Annotated in this window: 34 protein-coding genes; 18 read left to right on the forward strand and 16 right to left on the reverse strand. The window is 57.8% G+C overall.

The window, feature by feature from the left end:
• Genes MRBLMR1_RS05685 through MRBLMR1_RS05705 form a run of 5 tightly spaced genes read left to right on the forward strand, consistent with a single transcriptional unit; the run spans position 1 to position 1,946 of the window.
• Positions 1-486, forward strand: a complete 486-nt coding sequence (locus MRBLMR1_RS05685) for an HK97-gp10 family putative phage morphogenesis protein (RefSeq protein ID WP_500063955.1) — start codon at positions 1-3, stop codon at positions 484-486.
• 2 nt (positions 487-488) lie between these two features.
• Positions 489-896 carry a DUF3168 domain-containing protein gene (locus MRBLMR1_RS05690; protein WP_500063957.1) on the forward strand — a complete coding sequence of 136 codons (408 nt, stop codon included), beginning with the start codon at positions 489-491 and terminating at the stop codon, positions 894-896.
• Between the two features lie 31 nt (positions 897-927).
• Positions 928-1,359: a phage tail tube protein gene (locus MRBLMR1_RS05695; protein ID WP_500063959.1), complete on the forward strand. Its 432-nt coding sequence runs from the start codon at positions 928-930 to the stop codon at positions 1,357-1,359.
• Positions 1,360-1,362: 3 nt separating this feature from the next.
• Positions 1,363-1,722 carry a hypothetical protein gene (locus MRBLMR1_RS05700; protein WP_500063961.1) on the forward strand — a complete coding sequence of 120 codons (360 nt, stop codon included), beginning with the start codon at positions 1,363-1,365 and terminating at the stop codon, positions 1,720-1,722.
• The gene (locus MRBLMR1_RS05705) at positions 1,719-1,946 is read left to right on the forward strand and encodes a phage tail assembly chaperone (protein ID WP_500064042.1); all 228 of its coding nucleotides are present in this window, start codon (positions 1,719-1,721) and stop codon (positions 1,944-1,946) included. Before MRBLMR1_RS05700 ends, MRBLMR1_RS05705 begins: the two co-directional genes overlap by 4 nt.
• Here MRBLMR1_RS05705 and MRBLMR1_RS05710 read toward each other — a convergent pair.
• Positions 1,943-2,257 (reverse strand): hypothetical protein, encoded by a 315-nt coding sequence (locus MRBLMR1_RS05710; RefSeq protein WP_500063963.1) that lies wholly within the window; start codon positions 2,255-2,257, stop codon positions 1,943-1,945. The genes MRBLMR1_RS05705 and MRBLMR1_RS05710 overlap by 4 nt on opposite strands.
• Before the next feature lie 46 nt (positions 2,258-2,303).
• On the opposite strand from MRBLMR1_RS05710, the gene MRBLMR1_RS05715 reads away from it, so the two are divergent.
• The 6 genes from MRBLMR1_RS05715 (at position 2,304) to MRBLMR1_RS05740 (ending at position 12,065) form a co-directional block, all read left to right on the forward strand.
• Complete coding sequence (locus MRBLMR1_RS05715) at positions 2,304-5,519, forward strand: phage tail length tape measure family protein (RefSeq protein WP_500063965.1); 3,216 nt, start codon at positions 2,304-2,306, stop codon at positions 5,517-5,519.
• A 2-nt stretch (positions 5,520-5,521) separates the two neighbouring features.
• Positions 5,522-6,238 carry a hypothetical protein gene (locus MRBLMR1_RS05720; protein WP_500063967.1) on the forward strand — a complete coding sequence of 239 codons (717 nt, stop codon included), beginning with the start codon at positions 5,522-5,524 and terminating at the stop codon, positions 6,236-6,238.
• A 13-nt stretch (positions 6,239-6,251) separates the two neighbouring features.
• Positions 6,252-6,854, forward strand: a complete 603-nt coding sequence (locus MRBLMR1_RS05725; protein WP_500063969.1) for a hypothetical protein — start codon at positions 6,252-6,254, stop codon at positions 6,852-6,854.
• On the forward strand, positions 6,851-7,318 hold the full coding sequence (locus MRBLMR1_RS05730) for a DUF6950 family protein (protein ID WP_500063971.1): 468 nt from the start codon (positions 6,851-6,853) through the stop codon (positions 7,316-7,318). The genes MRBLMR1_RS05725 and MRBLMR1_RS05730 overlap by 4 nt, the downstream gene beginning before the upstream one ends.
• Entirely contained in the window at positions 7,260-9,428 is a 2,169-nt protein-coding gene (locus MRBLMR1_RS05735; RefSeq protein WP_500064043.1) for a phage tail protein, read from the forward strand. Before MRBLMR1_RS05730 ends, MRBLMR1_RS05735 begins: the two co-directional genes overlap by 59 nt.
• Before the next feature lie 66 nt (positions 9,429-9,494).
• On the forward strand, positions 9,495-12,065 hold the full coding sequence (locus MRBLMR1_RS05740) for an SGNH/GDSL hydrolase family protein (RefSeq protein ID WP_500063972.1): 2,571 nt from the start codon (positions 9,495-9,497) through the stop codon (positions 12,063-12,065).
• 137 nt (positions 12,066-12,202) lie between these two features.
• Here the strand turns inward: MRBLMR1_RS05740 and MRBLMR1_RS05745 are convergent, their stop codons facing one another.
• The 4 genes from MRBLMR1_RS05745 to MRBLMR1_RS05760 are packed head-to-tail and all read right to left on the reverse strand — an operon-like array spanning position 12,203 to position 15,099.
• Complete coding sequence (locus MRBLMR1_RS05745; RefSeq protein ID WP_500063973.1) at positions 12,203-13,762, reverse strand: capsular polysaccharide export protein, LipB/KpsS family; 1,560 nt, start codon at positions 13,760-13,762, stop codon at positions 12,203-12,205.
• The gene (locus tag MRBLMR1_RS05750) at positions 13,759-14,127 is read right to left on the reverse strand and encodes a hypothetical protein (protein WP_500063974.1); all 369 of its coding nucleotides are present in this window, start codon (positions 14,125-14,127) and stop codon (positions 13,759-13,761) included. The genes MRBLMR1_RS05745 and MRBLMR1_RS05750 overlap by 4 nt, the downstream gene beginning before the upstream one ends.
• A 9-nt stretch (positions 14,128-14,136) precedes the next feature.
• The gene (locus MRBLMR1_RS05755; protein ID WP_500063975.1) at positions 14,137-14,907 is read right to left on the reverse strand and encodes an ABC transporter permease; all 771 of its coding nucleotides are present in this window, start codon (positions 14,905-14,907) and stop codon (positions 14,137-14,139) included.
• Between the two features lie 12 nt (positions 14,908-14,919).
• The gene (locus MRBLMR1_RS05760) at positions 14,920-15,099 is read right to left on the reverse strand and encodes a hypothetical protein (RefSeq protein WP_500063976.1); all 180 of its coding nucleotides are present in this window, start codon (positions 15,097-15,099) and stop codon (positions 14,920-14,922) included.
• 383 nt (positions 15,100-15,482) lie between these two features.
• Between MRBLMR1_RS05760 and MRBLMR1_RS05765 the strand changes: the two genes are divergently transcribed.
• The 6 genes from MRBLMR1_RS05765 to MRBLMR1_RS05790 are packed head-to-tail and all read left to right on the forward strand — an operon-like array spanning position 15,483 to position 19,027.
• A complete protein-coding gene (locus MRBLMR1_RS05765; protein ID WP_500063977.1) occupies positions 15,483-15,719 on the forward strand; it encodes a DUF7940 domain-containing protein in 237 nt (78 codons plus the stop codon).
• On the forward strand, positions 15,679-16,266 hold the full coding sequence (locus MRBLMR1_RS05770) for a lysozyme (protein ID WP_500063978.1): 588 nt from the start codon (positions 15,679-15,681) through the stop codon (positions 16,264-16,266). The genes MRBLMR1_RS05765 and MRBLMR1_RS05770 overlap by 41 nt, the downstream gene beginning before the upstream one ends.
• Positions 16,263-16,646, forward strand: coding sequence for a hypothetical protein (locus MRBLMR1_RS05775; protein WP_500063979.1), 384 nt, complete (start codon positions 16,263-16,265; stop codon positions 16,644-16,646). The genes MRBLMR1_RS05770 and MRBLMR1_RS05775 overlap by 4 nt, the downstream gene beginning before the upstream one ends.
• A gap of 10 nt (positions 16,647-16,656) precedes the next feature.
• Positions 16,657-16,866, forward strand: a complete 210-nt coding sequence (locus MRBLMR1_RS05780; protein ID WP_500063980.1) for an anaerobic dehydrogenase — start codon at positions 16,657-16,659, stop codon at positions 16,864-16,866.
• A gap of 14 nt (positions 16,867-16,880) precedes the next feature.
• Positions 16,881-17,210, forward strand: a complete 330-nt coding sequence (locus MRBLMR1_RS05785; RefSeq protein ID WP_500063981.1) for a hypothetical protein — start codon at positions 16,881-16,883, stop codon at positions 17,208-17,210.
• Positions 17,207-19,027, forward strand: a complete 1,821-nt coding sequence (locus tag MRBLMR1_RS05790) for an SGNH/GDSL hydrolase family protein (protein WP_500063982.1) — start codon at positions 17,207-17,209, stop codon at positions 19,025-19,027. Before MRBLMR1_RS05785 ends, MRBLMR1_RS05790 begins: the two co-directional genes overlap by 4 nt.
• 314 nt (positions 19,028-19,341) lie before the next feature.
• On the opposite strand, the gene acpP is transcribed toward MRBLMR1_RS05790, so the two are convergent.
• The 6 genes from acpP to MRBLMR1_RS05820 form a co-directional block, all read right to left on the reverse strand.
• Positions 19,342-19,608 carry an acyl carrier protein gene (gene acpP / locus MRBLMR1_RS05795; protein ID WP_500064044.1) on the reverse strand — a complete coding sequence of 89 codons (267 nt, stop codon included), beginning with the start codon at positions 19,606-19,608 and terminating at the stop codon, positions 19,342-19,344.
• Positions 19,609-20,673: 1,065 nt separating this feature from the next.
• On the reverse strand, positions 20,674-20,850 hold the full coding sequence (locus tag MRBLMR1_RS05800; protein WP_183686004.1) for a hypothetical protein: 177 nt from the start codon (positions 20,848-20,850) through the stop codon (positions 20,674-20,676).
• A 237-nt stretch (positions 20,851-21,087) separates the two neighbouring features.
• Entirely contained in the window at positions 21,088-21,327 is a 240-nt protein-coding gene (locus tag MRBLMR1_RS05805) for a DUF982 domain-containing protein (RefSeq protein ID WP_500063983.1), read from the reverse strand.
• A 333-nt stretch (positions 21,328-21,660) separates the two neighbouring features.
• A complete protein-coding gene (locus MRBLMR1_RS05810; protein ID WP_500063984.1) occupies positions 21,661-21,993 on the reverse strand; it encodes a hypothetical protein in 333 nt (110 codons plus the stop codon).
• A gap of 279 nt (positions 21,994-22,272) precedes the next feature.
• On the reverse strand, positions 22,273-22,557 hold the full coding sequence (locus MRBLMR1_RS05815) for a hypothetical protein (protein WP_500063985.1): 285 nt from the start codon (positions 22,555-22,557) through the stop codon (positions 22,273-22,275).
• Positions 22,558-22,621: 64 nt separating this feature from the next.
• Positions 22,622-22,816 carry a hypothetical protein gene (locus MRBLMR1_RS05820; protein WP_112458410.1) on the reverse strand — a complete coding sequence of 65 codons (195 nt, stop codon included), beginning with the start codon at positions 22,814-22,816 and terminating at the stop codon, positions 22,622-22,624.
• Between the two features lie 87 nt (positions 22,817-22,903).
• On the opposite strand from MRBLMR1_RS05820, the gene ligD reads away from it, so the two are divergent.
• Complete coding sequence (ligD, locus tag MRBLMR1_RS05825) at positions 22,904-23,947, forward strand: non-homologous end-joining DNA ligase (protein WP_500063986.1); 1,044 nt, start codon at positions 22,904-22,906, stop codon at positions 23,945-23,947.
• Here the strand turns inward: ligD and MRBLMR1_RS05830 are convergent.
• The 5 genes from MRBLMR1_RS05830 to MRBLMR1_RS05850 all read right to left on the reverse strand — a co-directional run bounded on the left by MRBLMR1_RS05830 (position 23,932) and on the right by MRBLMR1_RS05850 (position 25,906).
• Complete coding sequence (locus MRBLMR1_RS05830; RefSeq protein WP_500063987.1) at positions 23,932-24,237, reverse strand: hypothetical protein; 306 nt, start codon at positions 24,235-24,237, stop codon at positions 23,932-23,934. The genes ligD and MRBLMR1_RS05830 overlap by 16 nt on opposite strands.
• A 1-nt stretch (position 24,238) precedes the next feature.
• Entirely contained in the window at positions 24,239-24,457 is a 219-nt protein-coding gene (locus MRBLMR1_RS05835; protein WP_183686175.1) for an EsV-1-7 cysteine-rich motif-containing protein, read from the reverse strand.
• Positions 24,454-25,110 carry an SOS response-associated peptidase gene (locus MRBLMR1_RS05840; protein ID WP_500063988.1) on the reverse strand — a complete coding sequence of 219 codons (657 nt, stop codon included), beginning with the start codon at positions 25,108-25,110 and terminating at the stop codon, positions 24,454-24,456. The genes MRBLMR1_RS05835 and MRBLMR1_RS05840 overlap by 4 nt, the downstream gene beginning before the upstream one ends.
• Positions 25,111-25,352: 242 nt before the next feature.
• On the reverse strand, positions 25,353-25,661 hold the full coding sequence (locus MRBLMR1_RS05845; protein ID WP_500063989.1) for a hypothetical protein: 309 nt from the start codon (positions 25,659-25,661) through the stop codon (positions 25,353-25,355).
• 11 nt (positions 25,662-25,672) lie between these two features.
• A complete protein-coding gene (locus MRBLMR1_RS05850; protein ID WP_093001526.1) occupies positions 25,673-25,906 on the reverse strand; it encodes a hypothetical protein in 234 nt (77 codons plus the stop codon).
• Between the last annotated feature and the right edge of the window lie 71 nt (positions 25,907-25,977).

Raw genomic sequence — 25,977 nt, forward strand, 5'->3', positions numbered from 1 at the left:
ATGTCCGCTCAGCTACGCGGCCGCGAAGCATTGATGCGGCGGCTCAACCAGCTTGCTCCGAATGTCGAGAAGTACACGGCCGAAGCCAAACTCAAGGCGGCAGATATGGTGGCCGACGAGATCCGCACTCGCGCCCCAACAGGCTCCACGCTTGAGTACATGGAGAGCATCGAAGGCGATCTGCTGTCGAGCCGACCGGCTCAGGAGCAGGTCGGCACGCGAGCGACCAAGGATCCCGGCGCCACTGGCATCTTCGCACGCTTCTATTGGCGCTTTCTGGAATTCGGGACTGCCCCACACAGCACTGTCAAAGGTGGCGGCACGGTCCTCGGTAAGAAGCAGGCCTCCGCCAGCGGCACTGGCATGCATCCCGGTTCACCGGCACAGCCGCACATCTTTCCGACCTATCGAGCGGCAAAGCCACGCATTCGGCGAATGATCCTCGCCGCTGTCAATAAAGCGGTGCGCGAAGCCCGCAAGGGGTAGCGATGTCCGCCGAACTTGAACTGCAAGGCGCGATCAACACGCGCCTTCGAGCGGACGTGCCGCTCACCGCGCTCATCAACAAGCGCGTCTATGACCAACCTCCGACGCCGGTCACGTTTCCATATGTGACGATCGGCGAGGCGCAGAGCATTCAGGACGACGCAACCTGCGTCACCGGCGAAAAGGTCTACCTGACCTTGCATGCCTGGTCTCAGGCTGTCGGCTATCCGGAAGTCAAACGCATTGCGGCGGCGGTGAAGGAAAGCCTTCATCTCGCGCCCATGACGCTGCCGAACTATCGGCTGGTGTCCATCCTTCACCGTCAGGCCCGCGTGTTTCGCGATGCCGACGGTCTGACCAGCCACGCAGTCATCGAACTCGTGGCTTCGGTTCACAAGCCGCTGTCGTAGCGGATTCCCCACTAATATTTGGAGTTGCCACATGGCAGACGGCGAACAGCTGGGCAGACTGCTGCTCATCAAGGTTGGCGATGGCGCTGACCCGGAAGTATTTTCCAATCTTTGCGGCCTCAAGGATCGCAGTTTCGACCTTTCGGCCAATTCGGTCGACACGACCAAGCCAAGCTGCACCAATCCGGGTGGCCCGGTACAGAAGACCGGCCGTCCTGGCATTGTTAACCGTACCTTCCAGGGCAACGGCACTTTCGTGTCGAGCGCCATCATGAAGGCGTTCATGGTTCACGTCATCAATGCGACCGTCTTCAACGCGCAGGTCATCGTCCCCGGCCTCGGCACGTTCGAAGGTTCGTTCTTCGTGACCAACTTCCAGGCCAGCGGCGACATGGAAAACGACCTGCAGTTCTCTGCGACGTTCGAAGCCGCCCAGCCGCTCGAATACGAACCGGAGGCTTAATTTATGGCTGTAGAGGAGAAGCCTTTCCCGCTGGCTGTGAATGAGGCGCGCGGCGAGGTACCCCTGTGGGTTGGCAACGTCCCGCTCGTTCTCGCTGCCGAAATGTCCCGCCTTTCGGCCGTATCGAGCAGACTTCAGTGCAAGTCGCTCAATGATCTGTTTCTGCGTCTGTCTGATGTCGAGGCGGCGGCTACGGTCGCCGGAATTGAGCTTTTGACCGTGAAGGGCAATGCACTCGAAGCGATCCAGAAGATTAAGCTGAAGCACTTCGGCGCATGCCGCGTGGCATTTATGGCCGTCCTTGCCCATCATTTCGATGAGGAAGACGAGGGAAACGTCGAAGCCGCCAATCAGGCGGCATAAGCGACGACGCGCCTTTTCCTTGGCGGCAATGGATGCGTATTGGGATCGGCGGCCTCAAATGGAGGCCTGCCGACTTCTGGTCTTCAACGATGACTGAATTCTTTGAGGCCATCAATGGCCACAACGAAGCGCAAGGCGGCGAGGATAAAGGCAAGCCCGCTGCAACGCCGAGTGCGGCGCCAACTAACCGCGAAATGGCTGCGCTGCTGGCGAAGTATGGCTAGCAGCCTGTATTGCCGATGTAGACCTTGCGGCGGTCGATAATGTAGCGAAACGGCACGAAACCAACATAGCCACCATAGGCATTTTTGGCGTTTACCGTTCCGCAGATCGACCCCGCGTCTCCGTCACGCTGCCGTAGTGACTTGAACTGCGCAGCAAGAGGATCAGCGAATTTCGCCGAGACATCCTCAACCATCGCCGTGACGGCGTCTTTATCGAGTTTCTCTGCTGATTTGTCGACGATCGCTTGAGCGTTTGCGCTCGCGGCCGACAGCAACAGCAACACCACAGCGTATTTCACGACGCGCCCCATACTAGCCCGCCTTACGCGCGGGCTTCCTCATTTCTAGGATGCTCGCATGGCGGTCGACAATTCCGATGACCTGATTATCAGCATTTCGACCGACCAGGCAACATTGCGCCGCAGCATCAAGCGCATTGAGCAGGATCTTGGCACGCTGGCTGGCTCAGTTAAGCGTCAGTTCGACAATGTTGGAAAGACGGTCGACAGCTCACTGACCACTTCTTTGCAGAACCGCATCAATGCCATGACGGGCGTTGGGGTGCAGGCGGCAAAAGAATGGACCGGGGCACTTGCGGATCAGGGGAAAGAGCTTGAGCGCCTTCGTGCTCGCTATTCGCCTCTGTTCAACACGATCAACAACTACAAGGCCGCCGTTGCGGACATTCGGCGCGCTCATGCTGTCGGGGCCATCTCGTCCAATGAGATGGCGGCCGCTATCAGCCGCGAGCGTCAGGCAGCTCTTGCCGCCACGGCGGCAATCAAGGGGCGAAACGCTGCTCTGGCCGATACGCCGGCAGCTCGAAACGGTGGCGCGAGCGGCTACACCTCAAATATCGCCGCGCAGTTCCAGGATATTGGCGTGACCGCGTATGGCGGCATGTCGCCAATGACTATCGCGCTTCAGCAGGGCACCCAGCTTTCGGCAGTCTTCAATGACCTGAAGGCCGGCGGTCAAGGCGTTGGATCTGCTCTTGTGGGCGCTTTCTCTTCGATCATCAGCCCAGTATCCTTGGTGACGATCGGCCTAGTGGCTGGAACCGCCGCACTTATCCAGTATGCGACGAGTGCGGATAAGGTAAAGACTGCCGACGAGATCCTGAGGGGTCACGCAGAGACAGTCGCGCTTCTCAAGGATCGTTACGGCGAGGCCGCTAATGGCCTGCGAGAGTACGTCAACGAAGGCATGAGCGGGACGGTCGTCGACATTCGCGACCGCCTGAAAGATGCGCGCGCTGCGATCATTGATGCCGCAGACGCCAGAAGCACTTATTCGACGGAAATTACGCCATTTGTGAAGACGACCGACTCCAAGGTCGTATCTGATTATCGCAACGCCTTTATCGAACTTAGAAAGTCTATTCGCGATGGTGAACCAGACCTTTTGAAGTTCCGCGAGGCGATGGCTCGGATTGCTGACAATCCTGATGTCCCGAAGAAGGTTCGCGAGCTCGCAGAAGAAATGCGGGAGTTCGATCCGGAGGTCGTCAAGGTCGCTCGATCCATCCCTGGGATGGTCCAGCAGCTGGACCTTATCGAAGGCACCGCCGATCGTCAGGCCTTAGCCATCGGTCGCCTTTCCAAGGCGCTACGCGAGCTAAGCGAGATCGGCGTCGCACCTCTCACTGAAATCGAGAAGGTCGAAAGGGCTTACCAGCAAGCCAGGTCAAACGCATCGACGCGAGAAGAGCGGGATGATGCGGATGCGGCTCGCCGAGCCGCCCTTCGCAGGCTTGATGATGGTAACCCGACGGTCACCAACTCCGACGGTCACACCACCAACGTCCCTATACCGGGTCAAAAACCTGTCACGCTCGGCGACAAGCCAGACGCTGAGACCAAGAAAGCCGAAACCGCCGCCCAGCGGGCAGCCAACGCCTACCGCGACCTCAAGAAGTCGGCCGATGATCGCATCGCTCAGATGCAGATGGAAACGGCGCTGCTCGGCAAGTTCGGTATCGAGGCGGATGCGGCACGGTTTGCACTCGATCTGCTCCAGCAGTCCGAGGACAAGGGACGGTCTCTGAATGACGCCCAGCGGAAAGAGCTGGCGCAGAAGGTCGAGCTTTACCGGCAATATTCGGAGCAACTGGCCAAGGCGAAACTTCAGCAGGATCTGCTTGAGCAGAGGCGCTACAATTCGATGACGGCGCAAGACCAGCAGGTCTACACGACGCTGAAGCAGTACGGACTGTCTACCGACTTGAACAGCCAGGAGGCCGGCCAGATCCGGCAGACGCAGCAGCTGGAGCGCCAAAACGAAGCGATCGATCAGTTCGCTGAAAGTCTATCGAACGGCATCGTGAATAGCGGTGGCGATATCGGAAAAGCTTTCGGTGAGGTCTTCCTCAATGAACTGAAGGATACGGCGCAGAAGCAACTGTCGAACGTACTCGGTCAGTTGTTCAAGGCACTCTTGACCGGCGGCGGGAATGGCTCCCCAATCGGCAGTAGCGCCACCGCTTTGGGTGGCGGCGTTCTGTCCAGCGTGTTCGGTGGCGGATCTGGCAAGAGTTCAGGCGGCGCAGTAGATCTCGCCGGCGGCCTACTCGGCAAGAGCGAAACAGCCAATCGCGGCCAGATCAATTCCTTCCTGAAGGCTGGCGGCGTCGACCTCGACGCGGCCCAGCAAGCATGGTGCGCCGGGTTCGTGAATTCGTCACTGGCCCAGATCGGTGTGAAGGGTAGCGGCTCAAACGTCGCGAACTCCTTCCAGAACTGGGGATCTGCGATAGACCCATCCAAGGTCCTGCGCGGCGATGTTCTTCTGCAAGACAGAGGTCTCGGCGCCGGAGCGACAGGCGGGCATGTTGGTTTCGCCACCGGCCAGAGCCGAATGACGGACGGCCAACTGCAACTGCAGATGCTTTCCGGCAATTCCGGAAACGCGGTCTCGACGACTTGGGTCAACGCGGCGGAGGTTCAGGCGAAGCGCGCCACAGAAGCGGCGAATGCTCTGGGAAGCGTCGCGGACAGTTCGAAGGTGGCGACGCAGGGGCTCGGCCAGCTTGGGCAACTGTCGACGAACTTCTTCCCTGCCGCGCCATCCGCACCTAGCGGCGGCGGTTTTGGCGGGCTTTTCTCCGGCCTGTTCGGCGGAGGACTGAGCGCCGCACAGATTGCCAAATACACGCCCATGGTCGGTCTGTTTTCGAACGGCGGCGATGTCAGCGGCCCAGGATCCGGTACGAGCGACAGCATCCCCGCGATGCTTTCAGACGGCGAGTTCGTCGTCAACGCCGCGGCCACCCGGAAGCACCGCGCACTGCTCCATGCCATCAACGGCGGCCGGGTAGGGCGCTTCGCTGCTGGCGGCCTTGTTGGAGGTGCGATCGCCGCTCCGGTGGCTCCGAGCCTGCGTAGCGGGCGCTTTGCGGCCAACAATAACGCTCCCGGCGTGATGGTCATCCATCTCGACGGTGCGAATGGCGACGATCACGTCATGGCACTTGCCAAGCAGGCGGTGACGGACGGCCTCGGGCAGTACAACAAGAACCAAGAGCGCGGCGGCTTCGGCACGGTTCAAGGGCAGTTCACGAAAAGAAAGGGCTGACCTTGGCGATTTACACCAACGCGCCGACGCTGGAGGCAAACTTCCTCGCGCCGGTGTCTGTGTCTGTCGACGTTGTCGGCTCTTCCATCTCGGGCGGCCGGAACGGGCAGGGCGAAAGCCAAACGATCGAGATGTCAGGTGGTGGTCTTCTGACCTCCACCTACACCGATTGTAAGCTCACCGAGCCGGAGCAATATGAGTACGTCAACAGCCTCGGCGCCCGTTTGAACGGCGGGTTCCGCTACATCAACGTGCCGATCATAACCGACTGGTACGGGCCATTTGCCGGCAAGAAGCCAACTATCAGCGGCATCCCGCATTCTGATGGGGCACTGTTCAGTGACACGTCTGGATATAGCCAGGCGAGCGTCTATGGCGAGATCACTGCGGCGGCCAGCCTGAACGCCGGCATCATCAAGATGCGGGTCTACGGCCTGTCTCGGCCGCTGCGGTGGTCCGATTGGTTCTCGATCTATCACGAGACCAAAGGCTGGCGCGCTTATCGCTACTGGGAAGTGCTCGACGTCACCGCTGAGGCCAATCCAGCCTATACGCTGGCGTTAAGCCCGCCTCTCCGTGAGGCCGTCACGGTCGGCACTCGGGTGGAGTTCGCCCGGCCACGCTTCGTGGCGAAGTTCAAGGACGGCTTCACGCTCCCATCGATCGTCGAGGCGTTCTTTGTGACCCAGCAAACAATCCAGTTCTCCGAAGCTTTCTAAGCACGAGGTGCCTATGGCCTATGTGCCCGACAACGTCGTTGAGGCGTTGCGCGGAAGCCATCAGCTTGGCCTTTTTCTGCGCATCGACACAGATCCGGCCCTGCACATCTGGTTCGGCGTCAACGACGTGCCGATCGGCTTCGACAGCGTCGACCCGGAAGGGACGGTTTATCTCGGAGGAGGGCGCCTTATCGGCCTTCCATCACTCGAGGTGCTAGTCAATGGCACGTCAGATGCCGTTGATTTCACGATTAGCGGTGTTGATCCGGCCACCGGCGCCAAGATGCTCGACAGCATTCCGCCGGTGCGCGGCAAAAAGGTGCAGATCGGGCTTACGACGCTCGACCAGTACCACCAGCCGATGAGCAAGATTATTCCGATCTGGACCGGCGTCGCTTCACACCCGAAGGAATCCGGATCGTACGGGCAGGGCGACGCAGGCGCGACGCTAGCGCTCAGCCTTGCCGTCGTCTCCGGTGAGAACACGCGGTCGCGTCCGTCTCGGGCACTTTGGTCCGACGCCATGCAGCGATCGCTTTATCCGACTGATGCCTTTTGTGATGGCGTTGCGCGCCTTGCTCGCGGCATCCAGCCAAAGTGGCCTGTTTTCGATTGACCATTCATGAGTTTTTGGCGCGGCGCTGCGAGTTTCGCTGGGGCGGCGTAGACGGCGAGGACTGCATGACGTTTTGCGCGTCATGGATCGCCGAATTGACAGGCACCGATCCGGCCGCCGATTTTCGCGGCACCTATCACACCGAGTTCGGCGCTGGCCGCCTGATTGCCAGTTACGGCGGTCTTGTGCCGCTGACGACGAGGCTGGTCGAGCCACTGGGCTTCACACGCACGACTGACCCGCAATCCGGCGACGTCGGCATCATCAAAGCAATTTCCGAAACCGACCGGCGTGCCGGCGAGATGGCTGCCATCCGCTTCGGGCCGCTGTGGGCGACGATGTCGCTCGCGGGCGTGCGCGCCAAGAAGGTCGAGTTCGTGTCAGCGTGGAGAGCGCCCCTTGAGCATGCACCACCAGCGAATGCTGGCGCGGTACGGCCTCGCACAGACGAGCAGCCTGTATAGCCAGGTCGTATTCGACCCGATCTTTACGCCGCTTTTCACGGCGATCCTCGGGACCGGCGGCTTCACTATCGGCGCCACCACGATTACCTACGCGTCCGTTGCCGCAGCCATTGCAACGACGGCCCTTTCCATTGGACTGCAGGCGCTCCTTGCACCGAAGCCTCCCAAAGCTGAGGACGGCAAGGTGCCCCGAACGCAGGCCGTGCCGTTTCGGCAGTGGGGCGTGGGCCGGAACCGCGTCGGCGGCGCCTTCATGCTATGGGAGGCGAAGGGTAAAAGCCTCTTTGCTGTTCAGGCTATCGCTGGCCACCGGATCAAGTCGATCAATCGGTACTGGCTGCATGATGACGAAGTGACGTTGCAGCCTGACGGGACGATCCAAGAGGGCACCAACTACTTGACGCGGGTGAAGATCCTCAGTCGTCTCGGCCTCGTACCGGAGACCGCCTATGCGCCAATAGTTGAAAAGCTTTCAGGCGACGGCGTCTGGACGAATGCCCATCGCGGCGACGGCCAGGCATCCATTGCCATGATCGCCCAGAGCGTCAGTGCTGAGCGGCAGAACAAGCGATTCCCATATGGACCGCCGCAGTTGTCGGTTGAGGCCGATATGGCGCTTTGCTGGGACTTCCGCGACCCCCTGCAGGATCCAGAAGATCCTAACACTTGGGTCTGGACAAAAAACACGGCACTGCAGATGTGCTGGCACCAGTGCTTTAACGAGTTTGGACACCGCCGTGACTATCGTCGCGCGATCCTGCCGCTCCTGGGGATGTGGCAGGAAGAAGCAGACATCTGCGACGAACTTATCCCGCTAAAAGGCGGAGGCTTTGAGCGGCGATACGAATCCAGCGGCTTTGACACCACTGAGAACGACCCAAAGGCCGCAACCAATGCGCTACTTGCAGCATGCGACGGCTGGATCTGCGAACGCGGAGACGGCGCGCTTCAGTTTGTCGTCGGCAAGTTTCGCGAGAAGTACGTCACGACGATCACCGACGCCGATATCACCGGCCATCAGGTCGAGTACGACGTCCTTTTCGAGGACGAGTGCAACAGGCTTGTGCCGAAGTTCACGTATCCCGAGATTGGCTATGCCACCTCCGATACGGATTTCTTTGAAGACGTCGATGCCCAGATCACTGCAGGCCGCGTGCTGGCTCAGGATGCAATCTATCAGTGGGTGCAACAGTGGCGACAGGCTCGCCGCCTTGGAAAACGCGACTGGCTGAGACTGCAGCAAAAACTGAGCGGTACGCTCAATCTTCGGCTTTCCGGCATCAACGCGGTCTATTCGCGTTGGGTCAGGATGAATACGCCACTCTCGCTGCCTCGCCTCAATGGCAAGATCGTCGAGAACCGTAAGTCGCTCCTATCTCTTATGCAGGGCGCTTTCAGCATGGATATCATGCTGCATCCCGACAACATCGACGCATGGAATCCGGCAACTGACGAAGGCAAGATGCCGCCGGTTCCGTCTCGTGTGGCCCTCGCTGGCGTCGACGTCCCTGTAGTCAATCTTGTCCAGGCGAAGCCAAACGGCGATAGCGTCTATATCCGAGTCGTCATTATCGATCCGGCGGATGACTCGGTCTATCCCGTTGTTCGTTATCGGTTGGCTGACGCTGGGTCTGGAATACCAGGCGCATGGGTGGAGCAGCGTTTTCCTAATGCTTCTCCGTCGGGCGGTTTTATCGACATGGCCACAAATGTAGTGCCATCGAACAAACTGCTTGATGTTCAGGTCGCATTCATTGCCTCCGATGGCGATTACGGCGATTGGTCGGTGACAGCAAATGTCACGTCGACGGTCGATCCTGTTGCACCCGGCGTTCCCAACAATATGACGGCGACCAACTCCGCAGGCACGGTCACGGTCAGCGCGAGATCGGCCAACGACAACTCGCGGTACCTGGTGTTCAAGCGCGGCACATCTGCTCAGTCATTCGCCGCAGCTACTGAAATAGCCCGCTACAGCGTCTCGGCCAACCAAACCATCTCGTTCACCAATGCTCCCGGCTATGGGACTTGGAAATATTGGTGTGGTTCTGAGAACCTGTCCGGCATCCCTTCCGCAACGCAAGCATCGGCGACCGTAACGGTCCCCTGACAGCCCAATGAAAATCAAGACATCCGCCTCTGGCCGCGCGCCGAGGCGCTTTCGCATGGAGACACCATGGTAGAGACTGCCAAGATCATTTGGGCTGATGGTCCATCCGGCAACCCGATTGAGCCAGAAAAAAGCCTCATCCGGGCATGGGGCACATGGCTTGAAAATATGACGAACGCTCTCGGTATGGCAGTTACGGCAGCCTACATCCGGGGCACGAAGGCCCAACTTGATGCCGTTACCGGCGCTGTGGTCGGCGCAGTTGGTATCGTAGTCGCCGATGATGACGTTAGCTTGCGTGGCGTATACATTAAGACCAGCACAGCTTGGGTAAAAAAGCTGGACTTGCCTGCAGATGCGGCCGCTGCAGCGGCTGAAATTGCCGAAGACGCGCGGGATTTGGCGATCAACGCTCGCCTCGCCGCAGAGGCAGCCAGAGACATCGCGGCGGGTTACGCCTCAGATGCAGTCAGCCAAGGCAACGTGCCGATCTATTCCTCTGTGTCCGGCATGTCGGCGCTGACGATCCAGGTTGGAATACTCGCTGTTCGCGTCAACGGCTTTACCGCTGCCGGTGACGGTGGCGGTGGTCTTTACGTCCGCGTGACTTCTCAGCCAACCGGAGAATATGCTGGCCTTGCCTTCCGATCTGCAGATCGGTTCCTTCCTGACGGGTCCACGTCCTCCGCCAACGGCGGTTGGTGGGCATGGAAGGAAAAGTTCAGCATGCGTGAGGTATGCGAGAAGATCGCATCGCGCCTCGGTCGCGGCGATAGGACGGTAATCGCTTGTTATGGCGACAGCACGACTGACGGCAACAACACGAGCGGTTGGACTAACAATCCGCGCGACGGTTCCGAAAACGCCATAGGTGATACCAATCACAATCTATTCGCGCCGAATGCATGGCCGATGCGCGTCAAGACGGTGCTTTCACCTCACTATTCCGTTGAGAACTACGAGGTGATGAATTGCGGCTATTCGGGCCGGCGCATGAATAACGGATGGGCGGTGCTCAACTTCAACGTTGCGGTCGTGCAGAACTGCGTCACGTTTGCTGGCGGCATCCCTTACGCGGTTATCATCAATTTCGGCCTGAACGATATCATCGACAGCTCGACGGATTCCAGCTGGCTGAACAACCACATCAGCGAAACTCGTAAGCTATGCCGTTTGGCCATGTCTCTGGGGATCATCCCCATCTTGCAGACTTGCGACCCAATGTGGAGATCCGATCCGGCCGGGTACGACAGTTATAAGTCCGTGGAGATGGTCGACGCGGCAAAGGTAGCTATCGCGCAGGAACTCGGTATTGCCATTCTCGATACAGGGTCTGATCTCAAGAAGTGGATGTCGATCAACAAGGATCGCCACGACTACTATGAGAACCAGTCCGACGCCCTGCATGGCGGGGATATTTGGCACGCCTTCAAAGGGTCGGCAGTGGCGCGCGCCTTCATGCGCAATTACGTCGAGCGAGTTGCCGGCCGTGGTGCGCAGCGGATCTCCGCGAGCGATTCGGCTTACAAGAATTTCCTTGGGCAGGCCCAGGCATATCAGATCAAGCAAACCCGAGACGGAGCCGTCTATACGACCGGCGATCGCGTCGGAACGCCATTCCTCACGCCTGATGGGCTGGCGGGTGACGTTTGGATCTGGAATGAGGATCCTGACGCCGAGCTGATCTATCGCGGTGTGGCAAATGAGAACTACGAGAGCGGAGATCTCGCGACATACACGAAGCCAAGCCATGTCATCCGGGACTTTTCAAACATCAGCATCAGGGCAAGCCGTATTCCGTCAGGGATTGGCTTTGCCGCTGGTGGTCATGGCAACCGCGTCGATAGTCCATATCGGGTGGGCAAGCTCGCCTATGGCATGAACCGCGTTCAGCACAACGTTGCGAACAGTCCCTATTACTTCATCGGCCACTATGAGATCCGGTCTACCGGCGAATGGAGGCGCGACAAGTACGGCGCAAACGCGTCCGCTTTCCCATATGCTATTCAGGTCAATGCACTTCGCAGTCAGGGCCGATTGGCGATGGAGGTTGATCGTACGGTTGCGGGACAGACGTTCGTCTTCCTGCCGGAAGCTGATGACTTCGCCAACGTCATCGGTCTCATGGATGGCGACCGCGCACAGCTATACCTTCGGACTGTGCTTCCGGTCGGATGTGGCGTGATCCTTGGTTGGGTGCCCAGCTTTGCGAGCCGCCTCGGCGATAGGGACAATAAGTCGTTCCTAATGCTCTACAAGGTGTCCACCAACTCTGTCCAGTTTTACGTGGGTTCGGCCAGCAGTGGGACGGTCACAACCGCGGCGATCGGCAGCGCAGGAACGACCGTCCAGACGGCGGATGCAGAAGGTGCCGAAAAGTACCTTTTCACCATCGATCGGTTCAACGATACGATGCGCCTGCAGCTCTCGGAAAGCTGGGATTTCCCCGCGTCGACGATCATTAGCTATGCCGGTGCGGCTGGCGCGATCACGGCTCCTGGGGCATTCGTCATGGGGGGCCTATTTGCCAACATCTCTGCATCTTCCGGCTACTACAATCCGAAGATCATGGATTACTTCGGCAAGCAGATGACGGTTCAGCCTGGCGTTCCAGAGCCGGCACTCGTCGCGCCTTGATTTTGCTCTTGATCCGAGAGGAGTTTAACCGCCTCCTCTCGGATCGCTTTCTGAATGGCTTCGTCCAGAGACGCTGCCGACATCAGAACACTCCATAAACGGCGTGGCCGAGGTTCTTCCTCTGGGCTACGATGAGTTCATCCCGCCGCGGGCAAAAACGGTTCAGGAGCTATTGGCTGAAGTCGCTCGACTGAAGGTTTTCCAATCGTCTCCTCTACCATCCGAGCCAGCTTAGCTATAGGCGCCCTCCTTCCTGTAAGGGCATACTTTTGCCAGTAATAGAAATAGAACCGATCGGCGAGCCGAGGCGACATCAGCTTGGACAATGTCGGGGCTTCCTCAAGGTCAGGCAGATCGCGGACCATGTAAGCCGCCCGACTGTACTCAGACTCGCCGAAACAGAACAAGGGTTTGTGCGCAAGGATCGCATCCCATCCGACTGACGAGTTGCAGAGCAGAACCGCCCGCGAGTGAAGGATAAGCTGGCGGGTGTTTTCCTCCACGACGTGGACGCCTCTCCGTCGCCGTATCGACTTCAGATAGGCTGAAACCTCCGGATCTTTGCAGAGCGGATGTCGGCGGATGACCGCGCGCATACGCCTCGCATGGAGGAACGCGATGCTGGCATCGATCATCTCGAAAAACGTGAATCGTGAAAGGAGCTGAACGGAATCCCCTGGCATCTGAAGCGGGATGACCCCGTATCGGGCGAATTCCTCGTAGCTCTCTGGCGTTTCCTGGAGACTTCCAAAGTCCTCTTCCCTGCGAATGCGGCAATATTCCTGAGCCTCTGCCAGGTCAACGTCACGAAAACGGTGCAAGGCAGGGCTTCGCTGGATTTCCGCCCAGCCTGAGTAACCGCGCCGGTCGATCAGCATCTTGCCGTTATGGGTGGGTTTGCAATGGATGAATGTATCACTGCGAGTGCTGTATTTGTGGTGGTCGATGAACGAAATCGGGTATTCCTGCTCGGCCGCATAAGGGGCCATGATGCTTGGACCGGGCAGGGAATATTGCGGGGCAAGTTCCACATGGTGCCCTTGCTGGAGAAGCTGGTGGGCCATCTGCAACCCATCCGCCAAGCCGGATTCCTCGGTCATGTTGTCGAGGCTGGCCCATATCCTCAGCGTGACGCGCGCAACGACGGTAGGGCGAGAAACTTTGATCTGCTCTTTGGTGATGAGCCTGCGGGTAGCGTCATCCAGCGCGTAGGGGTCGAAGCCTGCCTGCTGGCACTGATAGAAATAGTTGCCGAGTTGCCGCGACATCTTCGCCAGTTCGTCGGATGGCTCAGCTCTTGTGATGACCTCTTCTGCCCTCCGGATCATGAAGGTATTCAGCGCCACGAGAAGGAGCCGGAACCCATCGGAAGTGCCGATTGTCTTAGTCTCGGCGAATTGCTCGAATATCGCATCCAACTGCTTCAGAGCGCGGGACAGGACGGGGACGTTGCCGTCCATCTCCGCAAGAGTGATGACCTTCGACAATACATAAGCCCGGTCCACCGGATCGGGTAGCTTTTCGAAGTGCTTATGTACGAAGGTTCCGATCGCTGATCTGGAGCGGTTGAAAAAAGCGAACTTCAAAAAACGGATGAGCAGTTTCGGGTCGCCTCCGACCTGCTCATGCAGGGCCATCGCTGCTTCGTATTTGCCTTTGGCGATAAGGCTTTCGATAATCTGGTTGGCGTCGCTCATTTGTTGGCTTTCGCGGCTTGGAGAAGCGCTGCCATGCAGAGCGCGATTGCCGGAGAGGCAGCCTGAATATACGGGCCGTCGTTGATCCGTGCGGTGCCTACGGTCATGTTGTTTTCCCAACTGCAGCCGCCGACATGGTCCGGGACGAGTTCGTGGGCGAGCTTTATGGCCTCGTTGACGGACTCTGTGTAGGCGGGGACATGGCGAGCCTTTTCACCGGAGGGGGCGTACCAGACCGTGCGCTTGCCGCCTTCGATGACCGTCACGTTACGGGTGTATCCCATCAGCTTTGCGATCTCTAGATCCACGAACCTGTCGTGTGACTTCAGTTCTTTCAGTTTGTTTATCACTTCCAGATAAGACATGGGTTCACCTTAGCTGCGCTGTCTGGAGATGGGAAATAGTGTGAACATCAGCATGCCAATGAAAAGCATTGTGAATGATATCGTCGCGACATACATGAGGTCGACCCCCCTTGCGCCCCTATCTCCATAGAAGGCCCATCTAAACAGCATGATGATGTGGGCTAAAGGGTTATAGAGAATATAATCCCGGTAGGGATGTGGGATGCTCTCAGGAACATAGAATACGCCTGATAGCAGGAACAGTGGCTTCATTATAACTCCGTATGCCTTCTCATATAGCGGGTAGTAGAAGAACAAGACGCAGTTGGTCATTCCAACGCCGACGCCCAGCGACCACGCGAGAAAGACTGCCGCGAAGATGTAAATCCAGTCAATATGGATTGGGTGGCGGAGCGTATAGAGGATGACGCCGAGGATCAAGGACGCAACGAGTATGGAAGTCGTTCCTTGTAGGACAAAACGAGAAACCACGGCATCGATAGGTGCTACCCGTGGATAGCTTAACAACGATCGATTGGCGCTGATCGAGGACGAGACGTAGGATTCAACACTTTTATATAAGCTGTAGGCAAGGAACCCAGTCGCGTAAAAAAGCGGGAAGCTTTCCCCTAGCGCGGGAATCCTGCCAATTGAGCCGAGAATCACCGACATAACAGCAATGAAAGCTATTGGTTCCAGGAAGGCCCACAGATAGCCGCCGGGACTTTTGCCGTACCTGGTAGCTATCTCTCGAACGACGAATGCGAATACGACGCGCAGGTGTGTGGAAAGAACAGTCAATCAGTTCTCCGGCTAAGGGGTCTCGGTTTTTCTGGATGCAGAAACGGCTTCTTCGAACTTTGCGTCGATCTCTTCCAGCTTCGCCAGAAAATGCGGGTCCTCTCTCAGAGGCGTGACATCAGCCAACTGCTCTGCGTATGTGTGCGCCACCACCATTTCAACCAATTCGGCAATCTCGGCCGCAATGCCCATGGAGCTTATCCCCTCATCGGTGAATCCAGAGCATGGGGTGATACCAGCAACTGACGCGCGTTGGAAGCGTGGCGCGATCATGTGCAAGACCCGCTCTTCACAAAAACTTCGATATGAGAGCGGACATGCCAATCACGCCCCACGTTACGAGTGCCACCACGACTGATAGCACTACGAGGCTGAAGAACGTTTCGCGTTTATCAGATTGTTTCATGTGGCGGAGATATCCGGCAATCATGCTCTATGCAAGATTGGGGAGGGGAAGGGCCGGCGCACGCCGATGAGCCGACCCTTCCTCAGGAGTGCGCTGTCCAGGCGCGACTGAATATTTAGCAACGCAATTCGGCGCTGTCACCACTGACATACCCAAAGCGGAGTTCCCTATGCTCCTCCTAGACTGGCGGCGCCTCGTAAGGCGCGCCTGGTCGCTGCGGCTTATCGAAATCGCGGCTGCAGCTGACCTCATCCTAAACGTCGTTCCCTTCGTCTCCGACTGGCTTCCGTGGTGGCTCACCATCGTGCTGCTGGCTGGGGCATGGGGTGCGCGTCTCATTGCCCAACCTGAAAAGGAAAAGGCGAATGCCAATCAACAAGATCCTGCCGTCGAGGCGGGCCGCTAAGCTAATTGCCGGCGTGGTCGCTGCGGCAGTTGGCGGCATGGTGACTATCTTCGCCGGCCAGCCTGCCGTTCATGACGACTCGGCACTTGCGATCAAAATCATGCAGCCATGGGAAGGCCGGCACCTCGTCGCGTATCTCGACACGCTGCCGACGAAGCCCGTCTATACGATCTGCGATGGCGACACGAACAACGTCCGCAAGGGCATGGTCGAGACGCACGCTGGCTGCGACGCCCGTACCGCAGGCAAGCTCGAGCGCGACTACCGGCCGCACCTGGTGAAGTGTATCGCCAACTGGGAAAAGGCGCCGCTCAGCTGGCGCGGATCGATGTTGACGCTCTCGTGGAATGTCGGCGTTGGCGCAACTTGTAATTCGACGGCCGCACGTCTCGGCCGGCAGTCAAAGTGGCGAGAAAGCTGCGAAGCTGCCACTGCTTTCAACAAGGCCGGCGGCAAGACCTTGCGTGGTCTCGTGAACCGTCGCGAGATGGGTGACGCCACGCGGCCCGGCGAGGCCGAGGTATGCGTTACGGGGCTGCCGAAATGATCGCTCTACTCGCAAACAAGACCGCCGCCAAGGCCATCGCGGCATTGATCCTGGTTCTATCGCTCATGGCCGGCGCATGGTGGATCCACGGACGGATCTACGACGACGGCTATCAGGCCGCCATCCTCGTCAAAGACGCCGAGATCGCCACCATTCTCCGCGAGAACGCCCAAGCCGACGCTGACGAGCAGCGCCGGCAGACCATCGCCAATAATGCGGCGAAGAAGCGCGAGGCCGAGGCCATCGCCCAGCTTGAGGCCGAAGAGGCAGAAAATCTAGATCTGAGAAGGAAGCTGGCCAGTGAAGCTCGGCAAGATCCTGCTGCTGGCCAGCCTAGCCTTGGCGCTAGCAGCGTGCAGCGTATCAACCAAGTCCATTAACGTCGCACCGGTGAAGCCGCCGCAGATCGCGCGGCCGGACAGCAAGCTGATGACGCCGTGCACGCGTCCGATGCTGCTGCCGAAAGGCACAATGCCGCAAGCGCAGGTCGAAGAACTCTGGATCGCTGACCGATCCGCGCTGCTGGCCTGCTATCGCAAGCAACTGGCGCTGCGCAACTATATCGTCGATCGCGACGATGCACTGCGAGGCGAGCTATGAGCGGTCCGGAAATTATGGCCGTGGTCGGCTTTTTCGTGATGCTCTCCGCAACGCTCTGGGGCATCTGGTGGCGGATCGAAGGGAAGGTGAAGGAAGCAAAGGACGGCGCAATGGCGTCCGCATCCGCAGCGCAAGCCTTGGCCGCCCTCGCTCGAGATGAGTTGGCCGGCCACAAGCTGCACGTCGCCGAGACATACATCACCAAAGCCGGCATGCGCGAAACCACTGAGCAGATCATGGAAGCCATCGGCGGTGTGAAGAGCGCCGTCGACGCCATGACGCTCCGCATCGATCGCGTCGTCGAAGGGCAGCCGAAGCCGCGCGCATCCAGGAGTAATTCATGACCAGAAATGGCAACACTAGCGCAGCGCGAGCCGCGCGCATGCTGGCGACCGCGTCTTACATAGGCGCTGGCGTCATTCCAGGGCAGGGCGGTGGCCCGAAGTGGCCCAGCCTCTACCTAGGCCCGGTGGCTAATCGTATCATGTATGCGAACGAGGGCCTCGGCACCACAGCCAAGCAGATCATGGCACAGACCCACCACGTTGCCATGGATACGTCGGCAAACTATCTGCGGGTACGCTATCCGAACTATTTCCCTCAGACAGGCGGCGGTGGTGGCGAAGTCAATTGCGGCGGATCGGCGACGGGTCGCTGCAGCGTCTACTTCTACAAACCGACGACATCTATTATGACAATGGTTCGGATGCTGCAGTTTTCGGACGGAAATCCGACCGCCACAGCTACGGACGGCGGCGTATTCGATTTTCTCGCGCCCGTGTCTATTCCGCAAGGATCTCACTTCTGGCTTCGCTTCTGGGGCGATCGCAGTGCTGGTCAATGGGCTTATGCGCATGGTCAAGCGGACTATGCGAATGGCGACATTCTCAGATATGGCGCAACGACGCCTGACCTGACTGGCACCACTACTGCTTTCACCGACACCTACAATGGCGCCCTTGATCGTTTCGGCCCTTGTAATATCCTGAGTTACACACTTCGCCCGACGCTCGCCGACTGGGGCGATAGCATCGGCGCTGGCCTTAAAGCCGCGCCATCTGGGCTGTTTGGCAACAATGGAACCGGCCAGAAGCTCTTTGCGGAGCGGATGGCTTCAGTAAATCTCTCGGTTCCTGGTGAGCTTTCCGCATCCCTAGCTGATCGCACTAAGACGGCTAAGAGGAGGATCGAGGCGGCTTTCTGTAGCCATGCCTTGATCGAAATCGGATCCAATAGCGCCATTGCCTCAAACATCAACGCCGCTACCGTGATGGCGGATGTGCAGCAGCTCCGCGCGGATATGGGGATGCCTGCCATTATCGGGACCATTCCTCCTTGGACGGACCAAAGCGGTGGCGGCAACACGCTCGCCAATAAGCGCGCGGCTGACGCGAATGCTGTGAACTTCAATGCCTTGGCACGCGCTGTGCCAGCTGGATTTGCCGGTGTCTTCGACCGCGCGGCAGCGCTTGAGGATGCAAGCCGCTTATGGGGTAGCGTCGCGTATCAGAGCGATTGGGTACACCCGTCAACGGCCGGAGAAGAGCGGGTCAAGTCCTTCCTGGCGGGGTTCGATTTTTCGAAGGTTGGCAACCCCGCGCCCGTTTATGCTGGCTTCGAGTTGCCCACAGCAACGGTCTATCGCAGCAAGGATCTTGCAGGGTGGACATTGACTGCAGGAGCTGCGCGTCTCGCTCAAGATGCGTACTCTCCGGAGCATAAGCTCAACGCAGCGGTGATCCGAGAGCTTGCGGCAGACAATAACCACAGCATCGTCCTCACGTCCTCAATCACCGGCCTCGCCAGCACGACGAAGGAATATTCGGTTAGCATCGCGCGCGGCGTCGGTAACCGTCACGCAGTCGTCGAGATCGGTAAGAACGGCGGCAACTACTATGCGATGAAGTACGCCGTTAATCTCTCCACTGGAGCCATAACGGCGGCGCCAAACGAAGGAACTGTTCAGGTTACGCAAAGCGCTGTCGCGACGCTTGACCCTGACGGTTTTTGGCGCGTCGTGATCCGCATTGCCTATGACGCGACTATGCCGAACAATCCTTACTTGTTTGTCCGTATGGTCGATAGCCCCACAGAGGTGAACCCGAATTATGTCGGCGATAACACATCAACCCTCAAAATCTGGGGCTTCGATGTGAAGTAGCCTGATGCCTTGGGCTCTGTTGTCGCACCTCAAGGATGAGTTTCCGAGCGCGAAAACCACTCTCGGTGAGCTTGCACTTGGGGGGCGAGAAACTTTCGTCCGTTTGGACAAGGCCAGCGTCGCGTGCGGCGAAACTCGTCTTGAGGCCGACGCCTTTAGGGGGCGGCTTGAATGAATGCCTCGTTAGCCCGCTCAGAAGGGTGGAGCGTCTTTTATGCATGACGTCGGATCGTGTTTTGGACAACGACGTAAAGCAAACATCAATGCTAGAAAGAGGTTCCATCGCTGACATTCACCCTTCACGAGCGCTCGGCCTATGCGCTGCTTCGGGGGGTGCGTTGGCCAATGGCCTGGGCAACGAATGCAACGACGTCAGCAACAGTCCGGAGATCGTCGGCTTTCTCGTCCCTTATCTCGATGTTAAACGCAGACTCGAGTTCCATCATGAACTGAGTGATCTCAAGCGAGTCCGCGTCGAAATCCTCGGTCAACATAGATTCATCTTTGACAGACCCGGGATCAACACCCATTAGCTCGACGATGATGTCTTTCACACGCTCTCGTATTTCCGCAGATTGCATCTTTACCTCTTCTTGAGCCGTTCCATCTTTAGGATCAAGCACAGATCAACCTCGCTAGCATAAAGCCGCTCTCCCATCTTGAGGGCGAGCACGTACAGATTCAGCACGAACGAAGAAGAATTCAAGCGCCGTTTTGTGAAAGCAGTCGTCACGAAGTGCTTACAGAGCGGAAAGTTGCCATTCGGTCGAAACCCCGGCGAGTACGCCGAGGAGGTCGCGGCAAGCTACTGGCAAGAGTATTAAACTGACGGTAGGACGCCAGAAGAATTCGCTGACGAAGAAGCTTTTTTCTGGGGGTAGTCGTCACCCACCGCCCTGACATCTAAGGAAGGGGCTTGAAGATTTTCGAGAGTGCCTAAGTTAGTTGCTCGCAATGGGAGTAACAACCTATGATCTACACGATTGTCATCATCGGCTTTTCCGTCGCCATGGGCACCGTTTTAATTCGGTATGGCCTGGGAGGCGGCGAAGAAGGGTAAAGCTTGTTTCCGAGCACTTCGCCCTGACATCACATGAATGGAGGGCCGGACTAAGCTCAGCCCGGCCCATTTTACTGTCCAAGAGGGGTAAATGACAGCGATCGAAGGATGGCCGAATTTGCTTGCGCGAAGCTGCTTACTTCAACGACCAATATTGACGGTCGTTATCATTGGTAGGTTCTACGAAAACGTGATCCAAGATTTCGTCAGCATAAACGAAGACAATTTCGGGTTTCGTCGGGCGAACGGGTAGCGGCACATTTTTAACCGGTTTTTTCGGGCGCTTCCGAAAGGTAAGTCTAGGAGAACGGACAGTATAAAGCCTTTTGCCTGCCATAATAAGCCTCGCGATTGAACGAGGTAATATTCAGGTAACTATATAGGCCTGCAAGAGATTATTCGGATAATGGTAAGCGTAAAGGGTTAACTCTGCCGCTACTGCCCCGACATCAAAAGCCCCGCTACAACTTCGTGGAAGTAGCGGGGCCGAGGAAACCTTGAGATGGACAAAACAAGGTGACCGGCTGTGAAACTGGTAAGGCTGCGAATAGTTCCGAGCGCTTCCGGCGGCCTCGCCAAACCCTACTCAGTGCAACGGTACGACGTTGTCGGGCACGTGACCGGAGTGCTGTTTCTTTAATGCTCGAGCGTAATCTCGAGCGAAGCGCTCATTGATAAACCGCATCTCGCGGACTTCGCCGTCCTCCTCAACGCGCACATAGTGCCACTCGTCCCGACGTATGACTTCGATATCAGCGATCATCAACTTTTCCTCCTGCTCTCAAGGTAGGAAGCGCTCGGATTACGTCAACTTAAAAGAAGGGTCCGCTCACACGGAGCGCGCTCAGTGGTTGTAGGTCAGAAGCGAACTTTCTCGACAGATAGATGTTGGGGAATATGACGCGTCGGTTTCGCAACTATCTGGTGGTGCTCCTGATCTCACTAACCATGTGGGCAGTCCTGGGTGGTGCCTTAATCTGGCTTCTTTGAATGCTCGCGGCTAACTCTCGACCTGCATACCGGCTTCCCAAGCAGCTTGAATGAAGGCCGTGCGTGCTACTTCTGTTTCCCCTTGCTCGTTAAGGCAGTCGAGGCACGCTTTCACAGCTTCATAGAATTTTTCACCATCATCGTCCGGCCATTCCGTCAGGAGTTCCCTTGCCGCGTCTTCGACGGTACTGACAATGATGTCTCTTCTGCTGCCAATTGATGCCAGTCTCACGGGCTCGAAGGTATGCAATGTGTCTCGTTCCAAAACAAAATACCTCTTGAGCCACTCTCTGACATTCACTCAGCAATAACCATGCCACCGCCGTGACCTCTTCTGTGCGCTTGGCGTGACGTGATTGTTCCCCGCAGATTGGTACGGTGTTTGACAATCTCTGCGGAGGCAGCCTCGAATAGAGCGTAGGCTCGTTGCCGAGGGAGAGACGACGAGCACGCAGGCCTCACAAGACAAGGTCCTTCCACCATTTGCGGGAGGTTACTCAGAATAGTTTCATGACGGCCGAGCCCATGCCATGACATCAAAAGCTGGAGCCGCCTGGACTAAGCTAGACGGCTCCTGATCTAATCAATTTTTTGCGAGAGATGCTGACGTGCTGCCCTTGTTGTCGGTATATTTATATGAAGCACCTTTGCCGCTTGCAGTAATCAAGACACGACCGAGACCGTTCGGGCCAACGTTCATGCTGATTGTTTTACCAGATACTTTGGCGCCGCTCACGCGGAAGGGTGAGCCAGCGAACGTATAGCTAGGATTACCGCTCTTCGGGACAACGATGAGTATAGCATTACCCTTAGCTGTCTCACCGGTGTATGTACCCGCTAGTTCACCGAATTCAGCTGCAAAGGATGCAGATCCGGAAGCGATGAAGATCGCCAAAGCCAGAAAAAACTTATGCATGAATAAACCCCTTATTGTTGAGAATTTGCGGATTTATACTTGCCTCGATCAGGAATTTACGTCAACGGCGGGGGATAATATTTGTAACCCGGTAACTGGACAGCTCCAGCCCCATGACCGGCTGATGGGTATTGCCCGAGCAGCACTCGGTGGCGCCTAGCGGGGGGGGGGGCTTTTTGTTCCCACCTGCCAAATGAAGCCAGCGCGCGCGAGAGGGGGCGCCGACCTTTCCCGCAGCGTGGTATGCCCTGTGGCGCCTGTGGTGGTTCGTCTCACGAACTAATGCTTCGTCTCGCCTCTGCCCATCTCGTATTCGAAATCAGCAATCAGAGTGATTGCTTCGAAGACAAGCTTTGCCGCAGCCTCATAGTCGGCAGAAAGGAAAGCGTGGTCTCGCTCAATTTGCGTGCCGAGTTCCTCCAACCGAAAATGGTGGTTCGTTGAGAGAGTTCGAGAAACTAGTGCCGTATACGCTAGGCTTTTTGCGAGCTCGACTAGCACGCGATCTCGCTGATGAGCCGTCATCTGCGAAAACGCTAATGGCTCGGTCTGATTGAGGTCCATACGCAATACTCCGTTTTGCGACTCAATCGTTATTCAAGTGATTCGTTCCCGAGGATTTAACGGTCTACCGAAACCATCGCTCAGCCGCTTTGAGGAGTTCTGGTTCAGTGGTTAATCCGTCCTGAAACAACCGTACCAGCAGCATAGCGAGCTCATCCGGGTGGGTATCGTGTTCCGGAATCACTTGGGCGAAGACGCGTTCAAGCAACGCCAGATCCTCAGGTCGAAGAACTACATTCGATGGGATGCGACCGCGCATTGCAATTTCCTCGCAGCAGTACCTATCCTACCACCCTACGCAGTCAAAGTTCCCAATGTTTTAATGTTTGCGTGGTGCACTCGCTCGATGACCAAGCGCCCAAGAAAGCCCCTGCTGGCCGATGATCATGCGCCGCTGAAAAGCCGACCGATCCCAAAGCGTGATCCTGACCAGCCGAAACTTCCCTTCGATCCGATGCCGGCGCGGATCGAGCCGTGCCTTGCCCTCCTCAAAAGTAAGCCGCCGCACGGCGACGACTGGACATACGAAGTCAAATGGGACGGATACCGCCTGGCCGTCCACATTGAATCGTCGCGCATTCGCCTTCTCACCCGTGGCGGGCATGACTGGACGCACCGATTCCCGGCAATTGCCGAGGCGGCGAGGGGCTTGGGACCAACCACGATGATCCTCGACGGCGAGGCGGTGGTTCTCGACGATCAAGGACGTTCTGATTTCGGCCTACTGCAGCGCTCGCTGGGCGCCAGCGGCAAAGCGGCGGGGCGGGAGGCATCTCACGATGCCATCTTCTACGCCTTCGATCTGCTGTACCTCGACGGGCACGACCTGACCGGCACCGAGTATCGCGTTCGCCGGCATCTCCTTAACGATGCCTTGCCTCATAACGAAGGCAAGATCCGAATATCGGAGGAAATTGATGCTGATCCTGATGCGCTGCTGGCGAATGCTTGTCAGCTCGGATTGGAAGGTATCATCGCCAAGCATGCTGATCGGCCGTACCGATCCGGCCGTACCGGCGACTGGCTCAAGATCAAGTGCGTGCAGAGCGACAGCTTTTTCGTCGTCGGCTACGAGCCTTCATCTGCCGTGCGCGGAGGGATTGCTAGCCTGCTACTTGCAGCCTATCGGGGCGACGTGCTTACCTATGTCGGTAGTGTCGGGACCGGATTCAAGCACGACGAGGCGCGCCAGCTACGGACGACGCTCGATAAGCTCAAGGTGAAGAAGTCCGTCGTCGATGTGAAAGGGAAGGATGTCGTCCACACGAACCCGACGCTCATTGCCGAGATCGAATATCGGGCCTGGACGCTGGATCAGAAGCTCCGCCACCCGTCCTACAAGGGGCTTCGGGATCGGCAGGACAATGCGGATATCTACCGTCTGGATTGACGGTCGACGACTGTGAGTCCGTTCCGCCTCCGCATCTCGTCATACCAGTCTTCGACAGCCTTGGCGGCCTGCCAGTGTTCCTTCTCCCATCCCTGATGTGGCATGAGACGCGTCTTGAATCCGTCATGCTGTGCCGCGCCGCCTGACCACATGAACCAATCCCGCTTGGTGTGCGTCGTCTTATCGCGCTCGATCCGACCGATGTAGATCGGGCCGTCGTATGCGGACCAGTCCTCCAGGCCTTCGCCGGGCCAAGTTACGCGCCACTGGTAGACCTTCTGCCAGGACATCTCACTTCAGCACATCCGCGATCTCGGCAGCTGCTAACCGTGCCTCACCGTGCCGAGGAAGGCCGCGATAGACGCGCGGCTGATGCTCGGCACAATACCAAAGCGTGATGGCTCTGCTTTCCTCGAAGCCGTAGCAGCCCCACTTCTTGCAGCCGTCGTGGTCGCAGTAGTGCTCAACGATTACGGAGTCGGTGCGGGTGATTCTGGTTTCGTCGCTCATAAAAGACTGCCCTGCTGCTCCTCGATAGGCATGAGGATGAGCCCGTTGTCGGGCAGGGGCCGTTGCAGACTGCTCGCCTCCTCCCAAGGCGCCTTCATCCAGACCTCGACTTCTTCCTCAGTCGTTAAAATGACTGGCATGGCTTTCGGATGGATCGGCTTCACCACGGCGTTTGGGTCGCACGTGAGGAAGCCAAATAACTGGTGCTCACCCTCGCGCGGCGTCTTCATCGATCCGCGCGTGCCATTCCACCCCGTCCAGATGCCAGCGAAAAAGGCAAGCGGGCGGTCCTCATTGATGGCAAACCAGCGCTTGGTCTTCTTTGGCTTGGTGTCCTCGTATTCGCAGAATGTCGTCCACGGCACGATGCACCGGTTCTGTGGACCGAGCCAGCGGCGCCAGTGCGGCGAGGCGACATTGCGGATATTCGTCACCCCCGTATCAGGCTTGCCCTGAAGGATGCTTGGCGGCGTCGGCATGCCCCAGGTCAGGCGCGTTATTTCGCGCCCGTCATCGGTGTTGCGCACCACGGGCGCTGGCCTGTCGGGGAAAATATCGAGCGTCGGCTCAAGATTGCCGAGGTTGTCGCGGAGCGCCTTCGTCAGCGCGCGCAGGGCTTCCTGGTTGGTCGTAACATTGTAAAGATTACACACAAAGGCCTCATCAGTTCTCGACGACGGTGAGCTTCACTTCATTAGACCGGGAAAACTCGCTTCACATTGGCCAGTTCCGTGTCTCTCGCAGCCGATCGACAGCACGCGGCTTAACCGAACAAACTTCATATTCGCCCTGAACTTCTTTACGAGCGATTTGCGATCGAGGGTCGCGTGCTTGTTGCATCGAGCGCAAGATATCTTGATGGCCTCGCCTCGGAATTCGCGGAGCGTGACCGGTGTCATCGCGCTGTCGCCTCTTCGGACGCCAGTTGTGCCGTCCAACCTACAGCGGGCAGGGGCTTGCCAGCAGCAGCCATTCTTTTCTTGAAGGCCTGTTCCGCCATCCTTTTAGCGGCTTCGCGGCTCGATGCCGTTACGGTGATACGGCGGCGGCCAATCATAAAAACGAATTTGCGCTTATTAGTGTCCACGCCGTAGCGGAAGCCAGCGTTGAACAATTTGCGGGCTGCAACTTTATCCAGTGCCGCCTGCTCCTCAGGGGCGAGGCAGGACCACCAGTTGTCGAAGGCGATTTGATTTTTTCTCATGTTCGCTAGGCTCACGCCGCGATGTCGGTTGTCTCGCCGTGCTGCGATATCAGGCGTGGCGATGCCATGTCGCCGGTCTCTTCGTCGACCATGACCGAGTAAGCCGCGACGCCGATGACGCGCGGTGCCATAGCGGCAGCGATCTTCTCGGCGGAGACCGCATTCGAGGCCTGCCTCATCTCGCCCGGCACGATCTGGCCTCGGTTCTTCTTGAATTGAAGGACGATAAATTTTTCGCTGGCCATGGGTGCACCTCTTACTTGAGTTCCCTTTTTGTTCTCATTGCGTGTGAGAGTCAAGATGCGGAGTAAAAAGC

The organism is Neorhizobium sp. LMR1-1-1.1 (assembly GCF_040675795.1).
GTDB lineage: Bacteria > Pseudomonadota > Alphaproteobacteria > Rhizobiales > Rhizobiaceae > Neorhizobium > Neorhizobium cellulosilyticum.

Bases quoted from the DNA above. Each gene is read 5' to 3' on its own strand.
- MRBLMR1_RS05810 (WP_500063984.1), bottom strand. From the start codon at position 21,993: ATGCATAAGTTTTTTCTGGCTTTGGCGATCTTCATCGCTTCCGGATCT.
- MRBLMR1_RS05710 (WP_500063963.1), bottom strand. From the start codon at position 2,257: ATGGGGCGCGTCGTGAAATACGCTGTGGTGTTGCTGTTGCTGTCGGCC.
- MRBLMR1_RS05685 (WP_500063955.1), top strand. From the start codon at position 1: ATGTCCGCTCAGCTACGCGGCCGCGAAGCATTGATGCGGCGGCTCAAC.
- MRBLMR1_RS05750 (WP_500063974.1), bottom strand. From the start codon at position 14,127: ATGTCTTATCTGGAAGTGATAAACAAACTGAAAGAACTGAAGTCACAC.
- MRBLMR1_RS05745 (WP_500063973.1), bottom strand. From the start codon at position 13,762: ATGAGCGACGCCAACCAGATTATCGAAAGCCTTATCGCCAAAGGCAAA.
- MRBLMR1_RS05850 (WP_093001526.1), bottom strand. From the start codon at position 25,906: ATGGCCAGCGAAAAATTTATCGTCCTTCAATTCAAGAAGAACCGAGGC.
- MRBLMR1_RS05735 (WP_500064043.1), top strand. From the start codon at position 7,260: ATGCACCACCAGCGAATGCTGGCGCGGTACGGCCTCGCACAGACGAGC.
- MRBLMR1_RS05690 (WP_500063957.1), top strand. From the start codon at position 489: ATGTCCGCCGAACTTGAACTGCAAGGCGCGATCAACACGCGCCTTCGA.
- MRBLMR1_RS05770 (WP_500063978.1), top strand. From the start codon at position 15,679: ATGCCAATCAACAAGATCCTGCCGTCGAGGCGGGCCGCTAAGCTAATT.
- MRBLMR1_RS05790 (WP_500063982.1), top strand. From the start codon at position 17,207: ATGACCAGAAATGGCAACACTAGCGCAGCGCGAGCCGCGCGCATGCTG.
- MRBLMR1_RS05820 (WP_112458410.1), bottom strand. From the start codon at position 22,816: ATGCGCGGTCGCATCCCATCGAATGTAGTTCTTCGACCTGAGGATCTG.
- MRBLMR1_RS05765 (WP_500063977.1), top strand. From the start codon at position 15,483: ATGCTCCTCCTAGACTGGCGGCGCCTCGTAAGGCGCGCCTGGTCGCTG.
- MRBLMR1_RS05740 (WP_500063972.1), top strand. From the start codon at position 9,495: ATGGTAGAGACTGCCAAGATCATTTGGGCTGATGGTCCATCCGGCAAC.
- MRBLMR1_RS05775 (WP_500063979.1), top strand. From the start codon at position 16,263: ATGATCGCTCTACTCGCAAACAAGACCGCCGCCAAGGCCATCGCGGCA.
- MRBLMR1_RS05725 (WP_500063969.1), top strand. From the start codon at position 6,252: ATGGCCTATGTGCCCGACAACGTCGTTGAGGCGTTGCGCGGAAGCCAT.
- MRBLMR1_RS05830 (WP_500063987.1), bottom strand. From the start codon at position 24,237: ATGTCCTGGCAGAAGGTCTACCAGTGGCGCGTAACTTGGCCCGGCGAA.
- MRBLMR1_RS05800 (WP_183686004.1), bottom strand. From the start codon at position 20,850: ATGATCGCTGATATCGAAGTCATACGTCGGGACGAGTGGCACTATGTG.
- acpP (WP_500064044.1), bottom strand. From the start codon at position 19,608: ATGCAATCTGCGGAAATACGAGAGCGTGTGAAAGACATCATCGTCGAG.
- MRBLMR1_RS05815 (WP_500063985.1), bottom strand. From the start codon at position 22,557: ATGGACCTCAATCAGACCGAGCCATTAGCGTTTTCGCAGATGACGGCT.
- ligD (WP_500063986.1), top strand. From the start codon at position 22,904: ATGACCAAGCGCCCAAGAAAGCCCCTGCTGGCCGATGATCATGCGCCG.
- MRBLMR1_RS05695 (WP_500063959.1), top strand. From the start codon at position 928: ATGGCAGACGGCGAACAGCTGGGCAGACTGCTGCTCATCAAGGTTGGC.
- MRBLMR1_RS05715 (WP_500063965.1), top strand. From the start codon at position 2,304: ATGGCGGTCGACAATTCCGATGACCTGATTATCAGCATTTCGACCGAC.
- MRBLMR1_RS05700 (WP_500063961.1), top strand. From the start codon at position 1,363: ATGGCTGTAGAGGAGAAGCCTTTCCCGCTGGCTGTGAATGAGGCGCGC.
- MRBLMR1_RS05760 (WP_500063976.1), bottom strand. From the start codon at position 15,099: ATGGGCATTGCGGCCGAGATTGCCGAATTGGTTGAAATGGTGGTGGCG.
- MRBLMR1_RS05845 (WP_500063989.1), bottom strand. From the start codon at position 25,661: ATGAGAAAAAATCAAATCGCCTTCGACAACTGGTGGTCCTGCCTCGCC.
- MRBLMR1_RS05785 (WP_500063981.1), top strand. From the start codon at position 16,881: ATGGCCGTGGTCGGCTTTTTCGTGATGCTCTCCGCAACGCTCTGGGGC.
- MRBLMR1_RS05835 (WP_183686175.1), bottom strand. From the start codon at position 24,457: ATGAGCGACGAAACCAGAATCACCCGCACCGACTCCGTAATCGTTGAG.